A 17,952-nucleotide genomic window follows, 5' to 3' on the forward strand; every position below is an offset into this window, starting at 1 on the left:
CGGCAAGGCTGGCGTGCCTTGCCATCTATTGAATTGCGGGCGTCCTGTTGCGGGCCTATCGTCACGGGAAAATAAACGGAGGAAACCATGGGCCGAACCGGCTGGATCGTCTTAAGCGCGGGCATTTTCATGCTCATCATCGCGATGGGTATCCGGCAGAGCTTCGGCATTTTTGTCCCGGTTCTCTCCATGGAGCTCGACGTTGGGCGCCAGTCGATCAGCCTGGCGCTCGCCTTGCAGAATCTCCTCTGGGGTGTGGCGCAGCCGGTGACGGGCTATTTCGCCGACCGCTGGGGCGCAGTACGCATGGGGGTGATAGGCGGCATTCTCTATGCGGGCGCCCTGATCCTCGCCCAGGCCTGGGGCAGTCCGCTCGGCCTGCAGATGACCATCGGCATCATGGTCGGTGTGGCACTGGCCGGAACCACCTACGGCACCGTGCTGGGCGCCGTGGGCAAGGCCGTGCCTGCCGAAAAGCGCACCATGGCTTTTGGCATCTGCACCGCCGCCGGGTCCTTCGGGATGTTCGCCGTGGTGCCGGGTGCCCAGGCGCTGCTGGATATCCTCGGCTGGTCGATGGCCTTTACCGTTATGGCTGCTGCTGCCGTGCTGATGGTGCCGCTGTCCTTCGGTCTGGGGCTGAAGTCAGCCCCGGTGGCCGTCGGGGCTGTAGCCGATGCCGGTATGGGGCCGACGGTGCGCGCGGCCCGCAAGTCGGGCTCCTACTGGCTGCTGAATGCCGGATTCTTCGTCTGCGGTTTCCATGTCGCCTTTGTCGCTGCCCATCTGCCAGCCTTCCTCCGGGACCAGGGGATGGCGACCAGCGTGACCGCCTGGTCGCTGGCGATGATCGGGCTGTTCAATATCTTCGGCAGCTACCTCATGGGGGTGCTGGGCCAGCGCTATTCGCCCCGCATTCTGCTGAGCATCCTCTATCTGGCGCGCGGCGTGGTGATTGTGCTGTTCATCGCGTTGCCGGTGACGCCGCTGACCGCCATCGCCTTCGGGGCCGGCATCGGCTTCCTGTGGCTTGGCACCGTGCCGCTGACGTCGGGCATCGTCGCCCGGATGTTCGGCGTGCGCTATATGTCGATGCTTTATGGCTTTGTGTTCATGTTCCATCAGATCGGCGCGTTTATCGGCGTCTGGGGAGCCGGTTGGGCCTATGACCTGCTGGGCAGCTACGACATCATCTGGTGGTCGTCCATTGCGCTCGCCATCTTTGCCGGGATCGTGCATCTGCCGATCCGCGATCAGGCAGTCGCCATCGAGAGGCGTGCTGTGGCCTGATGGACGAGCTCGTCTGCTATCGCGGTGACCGCTTAGGCGGGCGACTGCTCAATCTGCTGGTGGCCTGGAATTTCGCACGGCGGCACAAGCTGCGCCTGAAGGTCGTCTGGACCGACCTCTCGATGCCGGTGATCGATTATACCGACAGCAGGTATGACCTCGGCAATCTTTTCGACCTCGAGGCCACTGCCGCGCAATCACAAGATATTGCCTTCGCCGGGCCGGAGGAGATCGCACACTATCGGACCTATATCGCGCGAGATGCCAGGAAGATCCGGACCAGCCTACGCAAGACACGCTACGTCTGCCGGGATCTGAAGGATCTGGAGAGTCGCGGCCACTATCTTTTTGGAGGTTGGCGCCCATTGCGTCGCCCGGGTTGGACAGCCTGGGGCGTAAAGCGGGCTTGCCGCCGGTTGTTTTCAGAACTGCGATTGACGGCAAGGGTCGAGGCGGCACTGGCAACTCTCGACGTCGGTGGCAAGACCGCGATCCATATTCGTCGCGGCGACCTATTTGCTTATGGACTTAAGGCAATCGAATGCGCGCAGGCGGGCGACAAGTCTCAGGCGCACAATAACTTCATCAATCTCTATGAAAAATCCATCCCCCTGCAAACCTATATCGCGGCAATGGATAGGCGCCGCTGGTGGGAATTCGGTAAGAGGCGATATCTGCTTTTCTCCGACAGCCCTGACGTCGGCGAAAAGCTGAAAGCCCTGATGCCGGAGCTGGATATAGAGGTTTTTCGCGATGACCCCTCGCTAGCACCTATTCAGCAGGCCTTTGTCGCTGTTGTAGCCATGTCCCGCTGCCGCAGGATCATTGGCGGCGGCAGCGTTTTCACCCGGCTTGCCGCGATCATCGGCAACAAGCCTTTCACCCATCTGGGACGCAGGCTGACGAAGCAGGCCTATGTCGCCATGATCGCCGACGAAATAATTCCGGCGGTTGCCGACGAGGACAAACGGGCGGATTATCTAAAGTCCCTGCCCATCCTTGCAGAGATGGTGACCTGAGATGGTGATTGCGCTGAAAGGCTTGGCGGTTCTTCTGACGATGACCGGGATCGGCGGTGGTCTCTGGCTTTGGAAAGATTACGGCGCCGTGATCGCTCTGATCGACGGCGCCGCTGGGTGGTGTATGCCTGGGCTTTGAACGACTCATTAGTTAAATCGATGAGTCGTCTGGCTATGATCTATTTAATAGATCAGTCCCCCGACGCGATCCGCTCAACAAGCTGCTTCACGGTCGGAACGAACCCGTTCGAATAGAAGGGGTCGTCGGCGAAGCGATAGGCATTGTGACCGGCGAACATCAGTTGATGATCGACGTCGTCGGAATGGCTGATGCGCTGCAGGGTCTTCTGGATGCAGAAGCTGCGCGGATCGGGGGCCTTGCCGGTGGTGCCTTCCTCGTTCTGCGACCAGTTCGAGAAACCGCAGGCCGACAGGCAGCCCATGCAGTCGATTTGATCCTGACGGATGATGACGCTCTGTTCCGGGCGCACGAACACCAGGGTCGATTCCGGCGTGCGCATGGCTTCAGTGAAGCCCGCCGCGATCCAGCCTTCCGCACTGACCTTATCGTGGGCGGTGACATAGACCGCACGGCCACGGGCACCGATCTTAAGTTCGGTGTCATGATCGGCATGGGGGTGCGGCGTGTAGGCGATCTGCCGTTCCGAGCGACCCTTGAGGTCCTGCAGGAACGGGTTTTCGACGGCCGAGGAATAGAAGCCGGTCGGCGAGAAGCGGTTGAGGTAGACGTCGCCCTTCTTGAGATTGAGCAGACGCTTCTTCCAGGCTTCGGAAATCGGCGATTCCTGGGTCAGCAGCGGGCGCGTGCCGAACTGGAAGCCGATCGGGCCGATATCGGGATTGTCGAGATAATGATCCCATTCGCGCAGGTACCAGACGCCGCCCGCCATGATGATGGGGGTCTGGTTCAAACCGAACTCGTTCATCTGCTTGCGCAGCTCGACAAGGCGCATGTAGGGATCTTCGGGCTTCAACGGGTCTTCCGAATTCGACAGACCGTTATGGCCACCGGCCAGCCAGGGATCTTCGTAGACCACGGCGCCCAGCAGGCTGGGGAAGCGGTGATAGGCGCGTTTCCACAGGGCGCGGAAGGCGCGGGCCGAGGAGACGATCGGATAATAATAGATGCCGTAGTGGGCGCAGATCTCGGCGACCTTATAGGGCATACCCGCGCCGCAGGTGATGCCGTGGATCAGCCCCTTGGCGCCTTCCAGGACGCCGTTGAGGATGACTTCGGCGGCGCCCATCTCCCACAGGATGTTCATATGGATGCGGCCCTGGCCGCCTGCCATCTCGTGGGCGATCTTTGCCTGCTCGATACCGCCGGTGATCGAATAGGCGATCAGTTCCTCGTGCCGCTCACGGCGGGTCTTGCCGTTATAGACGACAGGAATGATGTTGCCATTCTCATCGTAGCTATCGGCATTCACGCCGGAGAAAGTACCGATGCCGCCGGCAGCTGCCCATGCGCCCGAGCTCTGTCCGTTGGAGACAGCAATACCTTTGCCGCCTTCGACAACGGGCAAAACTTCGCGGCCCGACATAACAATGGGGTTAAGCGCCTTCAACGGCTCCTCCTGAGCACTTGTTTGGGCAGCCCGATATAAAGGCTGGGCCGCCTTATTCCCTTCCGTACCCGTCTATATAGGGGCGAGGCTCCGTTGGAAAGAGTCTCGACCCCATTCTTCTTACGCGCGGACGATATCCGGCCTGTCGGTTATCACAGCAGTGACGCCCGCGGCCAGCAATTCAGACGCCCGCGCGGGGTCATTCACTGTCCAGACCAGAATCGGCAAACCCGTTGCTTTCGCAGCCTCCAGGTCTGCCGGACCCAGTTTATTGGTATTTAGATTGAGGGTCGCGCATTCAAGACCCGCCACCACCTGCTGCCACCCAGGGGTGAATTCCTCGCATAGGTAACCACGGGGCAGATGGGGGGCGACCTTCTTGGCCTCGTCCAGCGACTCCATCGAAAAAGACGACAGCAGGGGCGGTTCGCGATCCTTGGGCCAATGCTTCTCGACAATCGCGCAGACGGCGGCGGCGGTTTCGCGCTCGCGGCCCTTGCACGGCTTGATCTCGATATTGATGCCCCAGTTCTTCTCGATCAGCAGGTCAAGCAGTTCGACCAGGGTCGGGATCTGGACCACGCCCTGTTCGGGGAAGGGCTTGCCCGCATCGACCTTCCGGATATCGGCAAAGCTGGTCTTGGCGACCTCGCCCGTGCCCGTCGTGGTCCGCTCCAGCGTCGCATCATGCATGATGATCACTTCGCCGTCGGAGGTCAGCTTGGCGTCGACCTCGAAATAGGTCACGCCATGCGTCGCTGCGGCCAGAATGCCCGGCAGGGTGTTTTCGGGGGCAAGGCCACGCGCGCCGCGATGACCGACGATCTTGGGAATGGTGAGTTGGGTCATGATGCGGCCAAGGTGCCGCAAGCGCGCGACAACCTCAACATCAATAGAAGGCTTCCATGAAATAGAGGCCGTCCGGCGGGGCGGTCGGACCACCTGCAGCGCGGTCTTTGGCCTCCAGCGCGCGGGTTACATCATCCGCGCTCCATTTCCCAAAGCCGACCATGGCCAGGGTGCCGACCATGTTGCGCACCTGGTGATGCAGGAAGGAGCGCGCGCTGGCGTGGACGTGGATTTCGTCGCCCAGCCGCTCGACACTCAAATGCTCCAGGGTGCGCATTGCGCTGTTGGCCTGACATTGGGCCGCGCGGAAGGTGGAAAAATCGTGATGGCCGATCAGGCGCTGAGCGGCCTCATGCATGGCGGCGGCATCGAGCTTGGACGGCTGAAACCAGACCCGGCCGATTTCCAGCGCAGGCAGACCCCGGCGGTTGAGGATGCGGTAAACATAGCGGCGCCCGATGCAGGAGAAGCGCGCATGCCAGTCGATGGGCATTTCCTCGACGCTTAAGATGCTGACGGGGTGCGGGCGCATGTACCAATTGAGTGCGCCTTGCAGTTTATTCGGATGCCAGGTGCGCTCCAACGTCACATGGGCCACCTGCCCACGGGCATGCACCCCTGCATCGGTGCGACCCGAGGCATGCATGCGCGGCGTTTCGGTGAATTTGGCGAAAGCGTCCTCAATCACCTGCTGGACGGTGACAATGCCGTCTTCCTGACGCTGCCAGCCCGCAAAGGCGCCGCCGTCATATTCGATGACAAGCTTGTAGCGGGGCATCAGCCGATCCGGGTTCCCGCCGGAACCGACCAACCGCGCAGAACGTCCTTGGCGGCAAGAGGCTTGCCGCCCGCCCGCTGAATCTGGGTCAGGCGCAGGGCCCCGTCGGCGGTGGCGACGGTCAAGGCGTCATCAAGCAAGCAGCCGGGCTCGCCGGTGCTCTTAACGATCTCCGCCGCCAGCACCTTCACCCGCTCGCCCAGGATCTCGGTAAAAGCGCCGGGACGGGGTGCAAAGACGCGGATGGTGCGGTCGAGTTGATCGGTCGACAGCGACCAATCCAGGCGCATCTCGGCCTTATCGATCTTGGCGGCGTAGGTGACGCCTTCTTCAGGCTGCTTCACCGGCGTCAACGCGTCGATTTCCGCCAGCGTCTCGGCCATCAGTTGGGCGCCCAGGATGGCCAGCTGATCATGCAACGCGCCGCCGGTGGTGACGGGGGTGATCGGCACCCGGCCGATCTTCAGCATGTCGCCGGTATCGAGGCCGACATCCATCTGCATGATGGTGACGCCGGTTTCCGTGTCGCCTGCCAGGATCGCGCGATGGATAGGTGCCGCCCCGCGCCAGCGCGGCAGGATCGAGCCATGGATGTTGAAGCAGCCGTATGTCGGCGCGTCCAGGATCTCCTGCGGCAGGATCAGCCCATAGGCGGCGACCACGGCGGCATCGAGCTTCAGATCGGCAAAACGCTGGATCTCTTCGGCATCGCGCACCCGCTTGGGCGTGCGAACCTCCAGACCTTCGGCGGTCGCCAGTTTTTCGACGGCGGAGGGCTGGGGCTTCTGTCCGCGCCCGGCAGGACGGGCGGGCTGGCAATAGACCGCAGCAATCTCGTGACCGGCATCGATCAGGGCGCGCAGGGCAACGGCGGCGAAATCCGGCGTGCCCATGAAGGCGATGCGCATGGCAGAAACTCCTTAAGAAGCGAGCTTCTTCTGTTTCAGCAGCTTGCGCAGGATCATGTTCCGCTTCAGCGACGAGATATGGTCGAGGAACAGGATGCCGTCGAGATGATCGATCTCGTGCTGAATGCACACGGCCAGCAACCCATCGGCCGAAATCTCGACCTTCTTGTTGTTTTGATCGGTGTAGCGCACGCGAATGGCGGCCGGGCGCACGACATTGGAATAATGTTCAGGCACCGACAGGCAGCCTTCCTCATATTCCTGGTCTTCCTCGGACACCCAGACGATCTCCGGGTCCGCCATCTTCAGCGGGGTCTTCTCTTCGCCTTCGCGGGAGATATCCACCACGATCACGCGCTTCAGCACGCCGACCTGGGGCGCGGCAAGACCGATGCCCGGCGCCTCGTACATGGTCTGCAACATATCATCCATCAGCTGGACGATCTGGGGCGTGACGGTGCCGACCAGCGTCGCCTTCTGCTTCAGGATGGGATCGGGTGCGATCAGGATTGGAAGAATAGCCATGAGGGGGATGTAAGCCGCAGAAATCCTGTCGTCAAGACGTGAGACACGGCAGGGGTGATCTGCGGTTTACGCCTACTCGGTTTCCAGCTCCGAATCCCAATAGAGATAGTCGCGCCAGGAGGCATGCAGGAAGCCCGGCGGGAAGCGCCGTCCGCGTTCCTGCAGCTGGTAGGTCGATGGCTCGTGCGGGGTCTGGCGCGGGAACATCTTGATCTCGCGCGGCAGGTGATTGCCCTTGCGCAGATTGCAGGCCGAACAGGCGGCGCAGACATTTTCCCACGACGTACGCCCGCCCCTGGATCGCGGGATCACATGGTCGAAGGTCAACTCGTGTGTGGGGTAGTGGTTGCCGCAATATTGGCATTCGAACCGGTCGCGCAGGAACACATTGAAGCGGGTGAAGGCCGGACGCCGGGAGGTTGCGACATATTCTTTCAGGGAAATGACGCTCGGCAGCCGCATCTCGAAGGAGGGTGAGCGGATGGTCTGGTCGTCATATTCCGACAGGATATTGACGCGATCTAGGAAGACTGCCTTGACCGTTTCCTGCCAGGACCACAAAGACAACGGAAAATAACTCAGCGGACGGAAATCCGCGTTCAGCACCAACGTCGGACAGTGATCAATCGACACGCTTACCGCCTCCCCAACTTCTTGCAGGGGTTCACGCGGCGCGCGAGGTCGGGGCAACAGCCCGTTGCAGTCGAAGACTCGACATAAGGCGGCGGCCTTCCGGCCTGGCCCGCGCGAGGGAATTTTTAACCTAAACGGGGGCGTATCACAAGAAAGGGCATAAAAAATTCATCTCACCCCCAAGGTCTAGGGGGAGGGGGCTTTGGTTTCGAAGACAATCGTCACCCCGGGACTTGATCCCGGGGTCTCCAACGGGAGCGTTCCCCTAAGGGTCGTCATCCTCGGGCTTGACCCGAGGATCCATGGCGGTTGCCGAACCACCATTCTACGCGGTCTGCTGAAAGATGGATCCTCGGGTCAAGCCCGAAGATGACGCGGTATAAAAAGGCGAAGACCAGGACACTCCAGTTTCAAGCCCTGGGATGACGAGGTCTTCTGGAGAACCGGCCTCAAGCAGAATCAGCCCGGCAGCACTTCCTTCAGGAACGCCAGCCCGGCATCCAGGCCCGCTTCATCGATGGAATGGCCGACGCCGGGGCAGGCGAGGGTCTTGGCCTCGACCCCATTGGCGTCCAGCGCGGCCTTGGCCAGGGCCAGACTGTCGAAAGGAACCACGGGGTCGGCATCGCCATGCACCAGCAGTACCGGCGGCTTTACCTTGATTTCGGCGGGCAAGGCGCCCGGATTGATCAGGCGACCGGCGTATCCGATGACTCCGCCGATGCCATGTTCGCGCCGCAGGCCCACGTGCAGTGCCATCATCGTGCCCTGGCTGAAGCCGACCAGTACGACGCGATCCGCCGGGATCGACAGGCGCTCCATGATGGTATCGATCAGCTCGTCCAACAGTTTGGCCGAAATCTTCACTTCCTCGACGATCCGGCTTTCGACCCGGTCACGCAGGGAAAACCACTGAAAGCCCATCGGTGCCATATCGTAATTGAAGGGCGCATCGGGCGAGATGAAAGCCACATGGGGCATATCCTTGGCCCAGAAAGGCGCTAGCCCCAGCAGATCTTCGCCATTCGAACCGACGCCATGCAGCAGCAGAACGGCTGCGGTAGGTGGGGTCTCGTCCTGCGGCGGCAGCATCAGGACATTGGTGAAGGCGCCATCGGTCATGCCGGTTCCTTTTCTGGGGAGGCCGCTTTGGTTGGATCGGCCAGAACGGCGTCTCGGGCGGTCAGATGATGATAGTAATGCCACATGAAAAGCGCCGCTGCACCTTTTGCGGGTGCCCAACGGTCGGCAATTTCTCGCGCCGCTTTGCCTCTTAGGCGTTCTTTCAGCCGCCGCAGACGTCCGGCCCCCACCTGGAGCGCCAGATCGTCGGCGGGCCAGACATCGATCCGGCCCAGGGCGAACAGCAGATAGACCTCGGCCGTCCAGCGCCCGATACCGGGCAGGGCTGTGAGCTGCGTGATGATGGTTTCGTCGTCGTGCCGGTGCAACCCGTCGATATCCAGGCCGCCGTGGCAGGCATCGGCCAGCGCGCGGACATAGCGGGTCTTGGCGCCCGACAGCCCGCAGCCGCGCAACTCCTCGTCACTCAAGGCACGAATGGCGTCCGGGGTAAGTGGGCCTGTGCGGGCCAGCAGTTTGGCCTGGATCGCCCGCGCCGCCTGAGCCGACACCTGCTGCCCCAGGATCGAGCCGACGATGGCGCCAAAGCCGGGCGGCGAGCGGCGCAGGGCGGGCGGGCCGATCAGCGCCAGAGCTTTGCCGAACGGCTTGTCGCGGGCGGCGATCTTCAGAAGCGCCGCGTCGAGGTCGGCTTGGGTATCGAGGCGGGTCGGCCAGGGCGTGCGAACAGACATGGCGCTACCCTGAACGATTGGGGAACGACTGTCCAGGTCCCGACTCATGAGTCAGATAGATCAATCGCCTGCAAATCATTAGTTTTATAGATCGATCCCGAGAGCGCAGAGGCTCTGGCGAAGTCCAGCGACGGTGGTCACGTCGGCATCCGGGATTTCAATCAGGCTGCGGGGCTTTTGATGCCGGTGGCGGCCGATGCGCAGGCGGATGGCGGTGATGCCCAGGCGACGGGCGGGGGCGATATCATTGTCGATCCGGTCACCGATCATGATCGCCTCTCCTGGCGTGGCGCCCAGCCCTTCCAGAACGGTCAGGAACAGCCGGGGATCGGGTTTGCGCAGGCCGAGCGTATCCGACACCTCGCCATAGGATAGGTACGGGGCGAGCGGGCTTTGGGCCAGAACCTCACGGGCAGCAGCGACCTGATTGGCGCAAAGGCCGATCCTGAGGCCCGCCCTATGGCAGTCGCGCACCAGCGCCAACATGCCGGGGCGCAGGACAAAGGGCGGTCGGCCCTGCGCGACGCGGCGGAAGCGTTCCGTGACGCGCTGGGTCAGCGCGGGATCGCGGTTCGCCAGGTCGAAGATCACCGCGTCATAGAGATTCTGGGCAAAGCTGTTCACGGCCCGGCGATTGGCGCCTGCCAGACGGGAGGCAACGTCTTTCCCTTCGGCCTGGAAAGCGGCCAGGATCTGACGATCCTTTTCCGCTTCCTGAGCCCGTTCATCCTCCAGCGGGCCGCCGACATCCAGTAGCAGGGCGCGGTATTTCATGGGGTCTCTCCGGCAAGGCGGGCTTTGAGGCGCGGGGTCGCGAAATCGAGGAAGGCGCGCAGCTTCAAGGGCAACAGGCCCTGGGCGGCATAGACGAGACTGACGGGGCGGGGCGGTGGTTCGTGGTCGGTCAGCAGACGCATCAGCCTGCCGTCGGCCAGGGATTGGGCTGCCTGATAGGAAAGAACGCGGGTGATGCCGAGCCCCAGGCACGCTGCATCGACGGCGGCCTCGGCAGTATTCACCCTCAAACGGGGCTGGATCGCCACCGCCTCGGCCCCGAACATCCAGCGATCATTTGTATGGATGATCTCAAGGTTGATGCAGTCGTACCCACTCAGATCTGCTGGAATGCAGGGCGTGCCGTGCTGTGCCAGATAGGCCGGGCTGGCGCAGGTTACCTGGCGGATCGTCCCGAGGCGGCTGGCGCGCAGGGTGCTGTCGGGCAGATCGCCGATGCGCAAGGCCAGATCCACATGCTCCTCCAGCAGCTGCACGAAACGGTCGCTGAAGGAAAGGCGCACGTCGATTTCTGGGTAAACTTGGAGAAAATCGGCGACGACAGGCAGCAGATGCAGGCGTCCAAAAGCGACCGGGGCCGTGATGGTAAGATCGCCGCGCGGATTGGCATATTCGCCCGCCGCCGCCTTCTCTGCCTCTCCCACCTGTTCCAGGATGGTCTTGCAGGCCGCGACATAGCTGCGCCCGGCATCGGTCAGGGCGAACTGGCGCGGGGCGCGGATCAGCAGGCGCGCCTTCAGATGCTCCTCTAGCTCTGCCACCTTGCGCGAGACGGTAGCGAGCGGCATGCCGAGACGTCGGCTGGCGGCTGAGAGACTTCCCGCCTCGACCGCGGCCAGCAGCACCGACATGGCGTCCAGACGATCCATGGTCTTCCGTAATTTGAGAGGATGATTGCCAATATTGGCATCTACTGACGGAATATGGAAAGAAGCATCTTTGAGCGGCACCCTTTCTAAGGAAGCCGCCATGGCCCATTTTTCCAGCGACGTTGCCTTCACGCCGGTCGTCAAGGATATCCAGACGCGCAAAGGATCCCGCGCGACCTATGCCCGGCAGGAGGCGTCCGGCGGCTGGCGCACCCAGATCACGCCCGACCTTGCCGGTTTCATCGAGGCGCAGATCAGCGTTTTCCTCGCGACCGCCAATGCCGACGGTCAGCCCTATATCCAGCATCGTGGCGGGCCGCCGGGGTTTCTGCGGGTGCTGGACGAGCACACCATCGGCTTTGCCGATTTCAGCGGCAACCGCCAGTACATCACCCAAGGCAATCTGTCGGAGAATCCCAAGGCGCATCTGTTTCTCATCGATTACGTCAACCGGCGCCGGATCAAGATCTGGGGCGAGGTGCGGGTGGTCGAAGGGGACGATGTGCTGCTGGCCGATCTGATGCCGGAGGGCTATCGCGCCCGGCCCGAACAGGTGCTGCTCTTCACCGTGACCGCCTGGGACGTCAATTGCCCCCAGCATATCCCGCAGCGGTTCGAAGCCGCCGATGTAGCCGCCGCCCTGGAGGAGCGCGAACAGCGTATCGCCGAACTGGAGGCGGAGGTCGCCCGCCTGAAGGCCGGTTCGGCCTCCGCTTGACAATATATCCGATATCGGAAATATTCGGCCGCCTTATGTCACTTTAGCGGGCAATGCCTGCAAAATCGGCAAACTCGCTTTGCCGCAGAAGGATAGAGGTTCGCCATGTCGGCCCCCAGCATCTCCCAAACTCCGATCCCCAGCGGTCATCGCGGCCTGATTGCCGAGATCGCCCTGTTGCTGCGCTTTGCGGCGCCGGTGGCGCTCAGCCAGCTGCTGATCATGGGCATGCATGTCTCGGATACGATTATCCTGGGGCGACTGGGTGCGGATGCCTTGGCGGCGGCCGCTCTGACCGGGTCGATCTTCATCTTCGTGCTGATCTTCGGCCTTGGCCTGATGATGGCCATCGCGCCGCTGGCCTCCCAGGCCCATGGCGCGGGCGACCTGAATGAGGCTGGCGTCCTGCTGCGCCAGATCACGCTGCTGGCCCTGCTGACCGGCTTCATCCTGGCGATCATTTTGGGACCGTCCGAAACTTATCTGCTGTGGTTGGGTCAGGATCCGAAGCTGGCGGCAGATACCGCGACCTATCTTGGCAGTCTACGCTGGTCGCTGCCCGCCGTAATGGTGCTGGTGGCGGGGCGCAATTTCCTATCGGCTATCGGGCGTCCCGGTATGGGGCTGGTCTTCGTCAGCTTCGATTTCTGCGTCAATATCGTGCTGGCCTTGACCTTCGTGCTGGGCTGGTTCGGTTTCCCGGCCATGGGACTGTTCGGAGCTGGTCTGGCGACGGCGGTGACCGCGACGACCGGCAGCATCCTGATGATGGCGACCATCGCCACGGCCCCTAGCCTCAAGCCCTATTGGCAGGCTGGCGGATCCTGGCTGCCGGACTTCAAGCGTCAGCGTCAGTTACTGACCCTTGGGTTGCCGATCGGCATCACGATGGTGATGGAAGTCGGCCTGTTCGCGATCTCCACCCTGCTGATGGGCTTCTTTGGAGCGCTGCCGCTGGCGGCCCACCAAGTGGCGCTGCAGATCTGCTCCATAACCTTCATGGTTCCCTTTGGTGTCGGTCAGGCATCGACCGTCCTGATCGGGCAAGCCATCGGCGCGGGCGACCGTCGCGAGGCACGCCGGGCGGGCTGGATCTCCATCGGCTTTGGCCTCAGCTTCATGAGCCTCATGGCGGTGATCATGCTGATCTTCCGCGAGCCGCTGTTGAACCTGTTTCTGTCGCCCGACGATCCGCGCAGCCCTGCCGTGCTGGCCATCGGCGTCGGTTTCCTGGCGTTCGGCGCGCTGTTCCAGATTGTCGACGGCTTGCAGGTTGTGGGCTCCTGCGCCTTGCGCGGTTTGCAGGACACCCGGTTGCCGATGGTCTTCGCGATGATCGGCTTCTGGGGTATCGGCCTGACGGCGGCCTATGTGCTGGCCTTCCCGGTCGGCATGGGGGGCAATGGCATCTGGTTGGGGCAGGCTCTGGGATTGGCGGTTGTGTCGATCCTGATGGTGTCGCGCTTCCATCTTCTGACGAAAGAGTGATCGCGGCAGGCGGCGGGATGCGTTAAGTTTCCGTTCACCTTGTCTGAATGGAAGCTTACATGACCGCTGCACCATTGCCCGCGACTGAAGCCGAACGTCTGGCCCTGCTGCGCGACTATCAGATCCTCGATACCCCGGCCGAAGAGGTGTTCGACCGTATCGTGCGGCTGGCGAGCAATCTGATCGGTACGCCGATCGCGCTGGTCAGCCTGATCGACGAGACGCGCCAATGGTTCAAGGCCAAGGTCGGGCTCGATCTGGAAGAAACCTCGCGCGATGTTGCCTTCTGCTCCTACGCCATCCTGCTGGATGACGTCATGGAGGTGACGGACGCCACGCAGGACGAGCGGTTCAAAGACAACCCTTACGTCAAAGGCGAGGCGAACGTCCGCTTCTATGCCGGGGCGCCGTTGTCGGCCCACGGGCAGAATGTCGGCACTCTTTGCGTCATCGATACCAAGCCGCGCACCCTGAGTGAGCGGGATCGTAACGTCCTGCGCGATCTCGCGGCCCTGGTCAGCGAGGAAATGGAACTGCGCCGAGCCGGGCGCCATGTGGTGGCCGATGCCCGCCACCGCGATCAGATCCTGACGCCGCTTAAGACCATCCTGAGCCTCGCCAACGCCATCTCGTCGAGCAGCGCCGATCAGGCCAGCCGCGAGCAGGCGGTGGAGATCATGAAGGAAGCCGAAAGCGTGCGTCGCCGCGTCGGTGGGACACCGCTTTAAGAAGCGGCTATTCTCCCATAAGGCGTCATCCCGTGGCTCGACCACGGGATCTCCTCCGGCAGCTTGTCCAATTCTGACCCCGGCGGCGTGGAAACGCCCCCGGAGGAGACCCCGGGATCAAGTCCCGGGGTGACGGAAGCATTTACCCGACCTTCAGCCCGGCCTTGACCAGGGCCGTCCAGGCCTCATCGGCCGTATTGGCATAGGTCAGCAGACCCAGGTCCTTCTTGGCGATCATGCCGGTTTCGACCAGCACGTCGAGATTGACGAGGCTTTTCCAGAACTGCTCGTCGAACAGCACCACCGTGCGCGCGCCGGCCTTGCCGGTCTGCACCAGGGTGATGATCTCGAACAGCTCGTCCAGGGTGCCGAAGCCGCCGGGGAAGACCACCAGCGCCTTCGACCGCATGGCAAGATGCATCTTGCGCATGTTGAAGTAATGGAAGCGGAAGGTCAGGGACGGGGTCGAATAGGGGTTCGGCTCCTGCTCGTGCGGCAGGGTGATGTTGTAGCCGATGGAGGGCGCGCCGACGTCATGGGCGCCCCGGTTGGCCGCTTCCATGATGCCAGGGCCGCCGCCGGTGGCGATGACATTCTCACGTGCGCCATCGATAGGGCGCAGGGCGCCGCCCTGTTCGGAAGCGAGGCGGCCAAAGGCGCGGGCCTCGTCGTACCAGCGGTTGCCTTCCCGCACGCGGGCGCTGCCGAAGACGACGATGGTCGAATTGATGCGCTCGTTGCGTAAGGCTTCCTCGACCTTGGCATATTCCATCAGGAAGCGGACACCACGCATGCTGTCGCCCATCAGGAAGTCGGGATCCTGGGCCGACAGCCGATAGGCGGGGGACGCGAGATGGGCGGAAACGTCTGGTTTGGGCGTGCTCATGCCATCAGATTAGGGGGCGAGGTCGCATCGGATCAAGAAGCCTGCTGCCCCCATCACGATAATCCATTGGGCGGCACGGCCGCCGCGGGCGCAAATGACGGCGGAGGTGCCCCATGGCAGAACATCGTGTGGTTTTCGATTTCGAGGTGGATTTTTCCAATGGCGGCGGCATCCAGGGCCAGGAGTTCCGCCTGGATATCGAGGGCACCGACATCTCCGATGCCGAGCTTGCGGATTATATCGTCCGCGACATGCGCCTGCTGATGGTGGGTGCCGTGCGGATCGTGAAGAAGCGTGTCATCGAGGAAGCCCATAAGCGGGTTTAGACCCCCACTAGGCTTCCTCGGTCCCCACGACAGTATGGAATTCCGCAATCTCATCGCGGTCTAAGCGCAGCTCCATTGCCGGATTGAACTGTCGCAGCACCAGTTCGGTTGAGGTCGCTTCGACGAACTCCTTGATCAGGACGGCATTGTCCTTCTTGTAGACCACTACGCCGTTTTCGCGCCGAGGCGGCTTGAAGGGGTTGATGTGCAGCAGGTATCCGGGCCGATAGCGCGGGGCCATGCTCTCCCCCACCACATAGATGGCATAGGCATCGCGCACATTCCGCAGCACGGGCGGACGAGGGCCGTAGTCGATCGGGCCATCTTCCAGGAACATCCGCTGCTCGTCCCCGCCGCGCGCTGCCGAGCGCACCGGAATAATGTCCTGATTTGGTGCAATTTGTGCCGGAGCGGGTGAGGGGGGAGCTGCCGTCTGAGATTCCGGCAGCAGATCCTTCGGCTCAACCCCGAGCGGCGGTGCAAGGCGCACCATCCAATCCACGGTTAAGCGACGCTCACCTTTTTCCAGGCGCAGAATCTGCTGATGGGAGGTTCCTGCGGCGTCGGCCAATTGTTCGAGCGTCAGGCCGCGGGCGAGGCGAAGGGAGCGGAGTTTGTTCTGCATGCCTACAGTTTAAGGGAAAAACTGATTTGGTGCAATAAACACCATATTGACAGATTTGCACCAAATCGGCACAGTTATGGCGTGCAAAGAAAGGCGCTGACCCAACCAACGGGAGTTGCTTCGTGCACGGTCAAAAGGTGAAGAGTGGGAGAGTCTCATGGTCGTTATCGTTGGAAAGAAACGGAAAAGCCCCATTTTGCAGCATCGCGCCATGAGCAAGATCGAGAGTGTCCGCCTGTATCGTAGTGACGTGGGGAGCGCTGCTTGCCCCGCCGGACTCAACCCTGAAGTTCCCCCGATTGTGGTGGAAGATGTCCCGCTCGCCGGGCGCCATGAATTGCCGCTGGATCGTTATCGGCGGCAACGGCTGATCTCCACAGACTATTGGCAGGCAGGACTGAAGCTCAGGGAAGACTTCGGCGGTGGCGAGTTCGAGCGGCTGGCCCGGTGCAACTACGATGGGCTACCGATACCGCCGCAGGGTGATGAGGATGCGGACCTGTCCGTCCAGTCGTGCCTTGCCCGCAAACGCTATGTTGCCGCCATGCGGTCGCTGTCGCCGAGACTCTCGCCAGTGATCGTGCATGTGTGCTGCCTCGGTTTGCCGGTCGAGGAGTGGGCCGTCCTGAAGCGCGTGGCAGAACCGGACGCGGTAATGCTACTGCGCCGGGGGCTTGCCCAACTGGTCGAGCATTACGGGCGGTAGTGGCAATAACCGTCATCCCGTGGCTTGACCACGGGATCTTCTCCGGGGGCGCTTCCACGTGGCCGCGGCAGGATTGGACATGCTCCCGGAGGAGATCCCGGGATCGAGTCCCGGGATGACGAGTGAGGTGGCGGCGGCCTCAAGTAGCGCGAAGCGCGGTAGGCCAACACAAACCGGCCTCAAGCAGCGCGAAGCGCGGTAGGCCAGCGTACAAAACCCACAAGACGCCTCAGCGTCTTGTGGCGCACACGATGGTGAGGTCGTCGTCGAGGGGGCGGATGCCTAGGTCCCGCAGGCCCGCCATCCAGACGCCCGGCACATCCTGCTGCGCGGCAAGGGCGGTCGAGCGGGTTGCCGACAGGTCGGCATCGGTGATCCGTTCGCTTCCTTTGTAGGCTTCGGACAGGGCGTCGGAATAGATCAGCAGATGGGCGCCCGGCTGAAACTCGAAATGGCTGGTGCGATAGCTTTCGTCGCTGGAAATACCGAGCGGCAGCCCGTCGCCGAACAAGGGGGTTTCACTGCCGTCCGGTGCATGGATCAAGGCGCACTCCCAACCGGCGGCGGCATAGGCAAGCGGCTTGCCCGGCTGGATGACGGCATAGGCGGCAACCGCGAACTGCCCAAGCGGCAGGATGTTGGCCAGGCGCTGATTGAGGGCGGTCAGGAAGACGCCGGGATCGTCCGCCACATGGGACAGGGTGCCGAGCAGGGTGTGCAGGCGGAAAGCATTCACGGCCGCTACCACGCCATGGCCGGTCAGGTCGCCCAGGAACAGGCCGACGCCATGGTCGCCCACCGGGAAGGCCGACCAGAGATCGCCGCCGACTTCAGACGAAGGCTCGAAGACGGCAGAGAGGTCGATGCCTGCACGCTGGCCAAGCTCGCCCCATTCATCGGCGGGTGGCGCCAGTTCCATCTGCATATGGCGGGCGACATCCAACTCGTCGGTCAATCGATCCTTGAAGTCGGTGAGTTCGCGCAGGAGGCGGCGGTTTTCGACCTGAAGATTGGTCGAATGGCGCAGGTTGCGCACAAAGAGATTGAGGATATTGCGGACAAGGCCGTTGGAGCCCTTGACGCTTTCCTCGAGAATCGAGCGCGGGAAGAGACGGCAGACGGTCGGCTTCAGCGCGACCACCGAAGCGCTACGCGGGCTGTCGTCGATCAGCGCCATTTCCCCGAAGATATCGCCTTCGCCCATGCGACCCAGGCGATGGGCGCCATCGGGGCCGGTCTTGGTGACCTCGACCTCGCCGCGCTCGATCAGGAAGAAGCTGTCGGCGGCATCGCCCTCGGCAAGGATGGTCGCTCCGGGCGCATAGGTGCGGCGTTCGACAAGATCGTCTTCAGGTAGGCTCATGGCTCGATTCTAGAATGCATTCAAAAAATACGAAAGCCGG

Annotated in this window: 21 protein-coding genes; 8 read left to right on the forward strand and 13 right to left on the reverse strand. The window is 62.4% G+C overall.

The genetic code is table 11. From position 1 onward, the window contains the following. Positions 1-87: 87 nt before the first annotated feature. Genes ACFSM5_RS02300 through ACFSM5_RS02310 form a run of 3 tightly spaced genes read left to right on the forward strand, consistent with a single transcriptional unit; the run spans position 88 to position 2,448 of the window. Positions 88-1,290, forward strand: a complete 1,203-nt coding sequence (locus ACFSM5_RS02300) for an MFS transporter (RefSeq protein ID WP_379874617.1) — start codon at positions 88-90, stop codon at positions 1,288-1,290. Beyond that, positions 1,290-2,309, forward strand: a complete 1,020-nt coding sequence (locus ACFSM5_RS02305; RefSeq protein WP_379874618.1) for a hypothetical protein — start codon at positions 1,290-1,292, stop codon at positions 2,307-2,309. Before ACFSM5_RS02300 ends, ACFSM5_RS02305 begins: the two co-directional genes overlap by 1 nt. Position 2,310: 1 nt before the next feature. Continuing rightward, a complete protein-coding gene (locus tag ACFSM5_RS02310; RefSeq protein WP_379874619.1) occupies positions 2,311-2,448 on the forward strand; it encodes a hypothetical protein in 138 nt (45 codons plus the stop codon). Positions 2,449-2,500: 52 nt separating this feature from the next. Here ACFSM5_RS02310 and ACFSM5_RS02315 read toward each other — a convergent pair whose 3' ends face one another. From ACFSM5_RS02315 to ACFSM5_RS02360, 10 genes are all read right to left on the reverse strand, one after another. Beyond that, on the reverse strand, positions 2,501-3,898 hold the full coding sequence (locus tag ACFSM5_RS02315) for an NAD(P)H-dependent flavin oxidoreductase (RefSeq protein WP_379874620.1): 1,398 nt from the start codon (positions 3,896-3,898) through the stop codon (positions 2,501-2,503). Between the two features lie 120 nt (positions 3,899-4,018). Beyond that, complete coding sequence (locus ACFSM5_RS02320; RefSeq protein ID WP_379874621.1) at positions 4,019-4,747, reverse strand: glycerophosphodiester phosphodiesterase family protein; 729 nt, start codon at positions 4,745-4,747, stop codon at positions 4,019-4,021. A 40-nt stretch (positions 4,748-4,787) separates the two neighbouring features. Next, on the reverse strand, positions 4,788-5,525 hold the full coding sequence (gene truA, locus ACFSM5_RS02325) for a tRNA pseudouridine(38-40) synthase TruA (RefSeq protein ID WP_379874622.1): 738 nt from the start codon (positions 5,523-5,525) through the stop codon (positions 4,788-4,790). Continuing rightward, the gene (fmt, locus tag ACFSM5_RS02330) at positions 5,525-6,433 is read right to left on the reverse strand and encodes a methionyl-tRNA formyltransferase (protein ID WP_379874623.1); all 909 of its coding nucleotides are present in this window, start codon (positions 6,431-6,433) and stop codon (positions 5,525-5,527) included. Before fmt ends, truA begins: the two co-directional genes overlap by 1 nt. A 12-nt stretch (positions 6,434-6,445) precedes the next feature. Next, on the reverse strand, positions 6,446-6,958 hold the full coding sequence (gene def, locus ACFSM5_RS02335; RefSeq protein WP_379874624.1) for a peptide deformylase: 513 nt from the start codon (positions 6,956-6,958) through the stop codon (positions 6,446-6,448). A gap of 72 nt (positions 6,959-7,030) precedes the next feature. After that, positions 7,031-7,591 (reverse strand): HNH endonuclease, encoded by a 561-nt coding sequence (locus tag ACFSM5_RS02340; protein ID WP_379874625.1) that lies wholly within the window; start codon positions 7,589-7,591, stop codon positions 7,031-7,033. Between the two features lie 459 nt (positions 7,592-8,050). Then, complete coding sequence (locus ACFSM5_RS02345) at positions 8,051-8,713, reverse strand: alpha/beta hydrolase (RefSeq protein ID WP_379874626.1); 663 nt, start codon at positions 8,711-8,713, stop codon at positions 8,051-8,053. Beyond that, on the reverse strand, positions 8,710-9,408 hold the full coding sequence (locus tag ACFSM5_RS02350; protein ID WP_379874627.1) for a DNA-3-methyladenine glycosylase family protein: 699 nt from the start codon (positions 9,406-9,408) through the stop codon (positions 8,710-8,712). Before ACFSM5_RS02350 ends, ACFSM5_RS02345 begins: the two co-directional genes overlap by 4 nt. Before the next feature lie 84 nt (positions 9,409-9,492). Continuing rightward, positions 9,493-10,182, reverse strand: a complete 690-nt coding sequence (locus ACFSM5_RS02355; RefSeq protein WP_379874628.1) for an HAD family hydrolase — start codon at positions 10,180-10,182, stop codon at positions 9,493-9,495. Beyond that, a complete protein-coding gene (locus ACFSM5_RS02360; protein ID WP_379874629.1) occupies positions 10,179-11,072 on the reverse strand; it encodes a LysR family transcriptional regulator in 894 nt (297 codons plus the stop codon). Before ACFSM5_RS02360 ends, ACFSM5_RS02355 begins: the two co-directional genes overlap by 4 nt. A gap of 100 nt (positions 11,073-11,172) precedes the next feature. Here ACFSM5_RS02360 and ACFSM5_RS02365 point away from each other — a divergent pair, with 100 nt between their 5' ends. The 3 genes from ACFSM5_RS02365 to ACFSM5_RS02375 all read left to right on the forward strand — a co-directional run bounded on the left by ACFSM5_RS02365 (position 11,173) and on the right by ACFSM5_RS02375 (position 14,006). Further along, positions 11,173-11,790, forward strand: a complete 618-nt coding sequence (locus tag ACFSM5_RS02365; protein WP_379874630.1) for a pyridoxamine 5'-phosphate oxidase family protein — start codon at positions 11,173-11,175, stop codon at positions 11,788-11,790. Between the two features lie 105 nt (positions 11,791-11,895). Beyond that, positions 11,896-13,278 carry an MATE family efflux transporter gene (locus ACFSM5_RS02370; RefSeq protein WP_379874631.1) on the forward strand — a complete coding sequence of 461 codons (1,383 nt, stop codon included), beginning with the start codon at positions 11,896-11,898 and terminating at the stop codon, positions 13,276-13,278. 59 nt (positions 13,279-13,337) lie between these two features. Then, positions 13,338-14,006, forward strand: coding sequence for a GAF domain-containing protein (locus ACFSM5_RS02375; protein ID WP_379874632.1), 669 nt, complete (start codon positions 13,338-13,340; stop codon positions 14,004-14,006). Between the two features lie 142 nt (positions 14,007-14,148). Here ACFSM5_RS02375 and ACFSM5_RS02380 read toward each other — a convergent pair whose 3' ends face one another. Further along, positions 14,149-14,892 (reverse strand): LOG family protein, encoded by a 744-nt coding sequence (locus ACFSM5_RS02380; protein WP_379874633.1) that lies wholly within the window; start codon positions 14,890-14,892, stop codon positions 14,149-14,151. Positions 14,893-15,005: 113 nt separating this feature from the next. Between ACFSM5_RS02380 and ACFSM5_RS02385 the strand changes: the two genes are divergently transcribed. Beyond that, complete coding sequence (locus ACFSM5_RS02385; protein ID WP_379874634.1) at positions 15,006-15,218, forward strand: cyclase; 213 nt, start codon at positions 15,006-15,008, stop codon at positions 15,216-15,218. Positions 15,219-15,225: 7 nt separating this feature from the next. Here the strand turns inward: ACFSM5_RS02385 and ACFSM5_RS02390 are convergent, their stop codons facing one another. Continuing rightward, complete coding sequence (locus ACFSM5_RS02390) at positions 15,226-15,843, reverse strand: XRE family transcriptional regulator (RefSeq protein ID WP_379874635.1); 618 nt, start codon at positions 15,841-15,843, stop codon at positions 15,226-15,228. 211 nt (positions 15,844-16,054) lie between these two features. Between ACFSM5_RS02390 and ACFSM5_RS02395 the strand changes: the two genes are divergently transcribed. Then, positions 16,055-16,549: a DUF6456 domain-containing protein gene (locus ACFSM5_RS02395; protein ID WP_379874636.1), complete on the forward strand. Its 495-nt coding sequence runs from the start codon at positions 16,055-16,057 to the stop codon at positions 16,547-16,549. Between the two features lie 229 nt (positions 16,550-16,778). Here ACFSM5_RS02395 and ACFSM5_RS02400 read toward each other — a convergent pair whose 3' ends face one another. Beyond that, positions 16,779-17,912, reverse strand: a complete 1,134-nt coding sequence (locus ACFSM5_RS02400; protein WP_379874637.1) for a PP2C family protein-serine/threonine phosphatase — start codon at positions 17,910-17,912, stop codon at positions 16,779-16,781. Positions 17,913-17,952: the final 40 nt, after the last annotated feature.

Origin of the sequence: Lacibacterium aquatile (genome assembly GCF_042683105.1) — a bacterium.
GTDB lineage: Bacteria > Pseudomonadota > Alphaproteobacteria > Elsterales > Elsteraceae > Lacibacterium > Lacibacterium aquatile.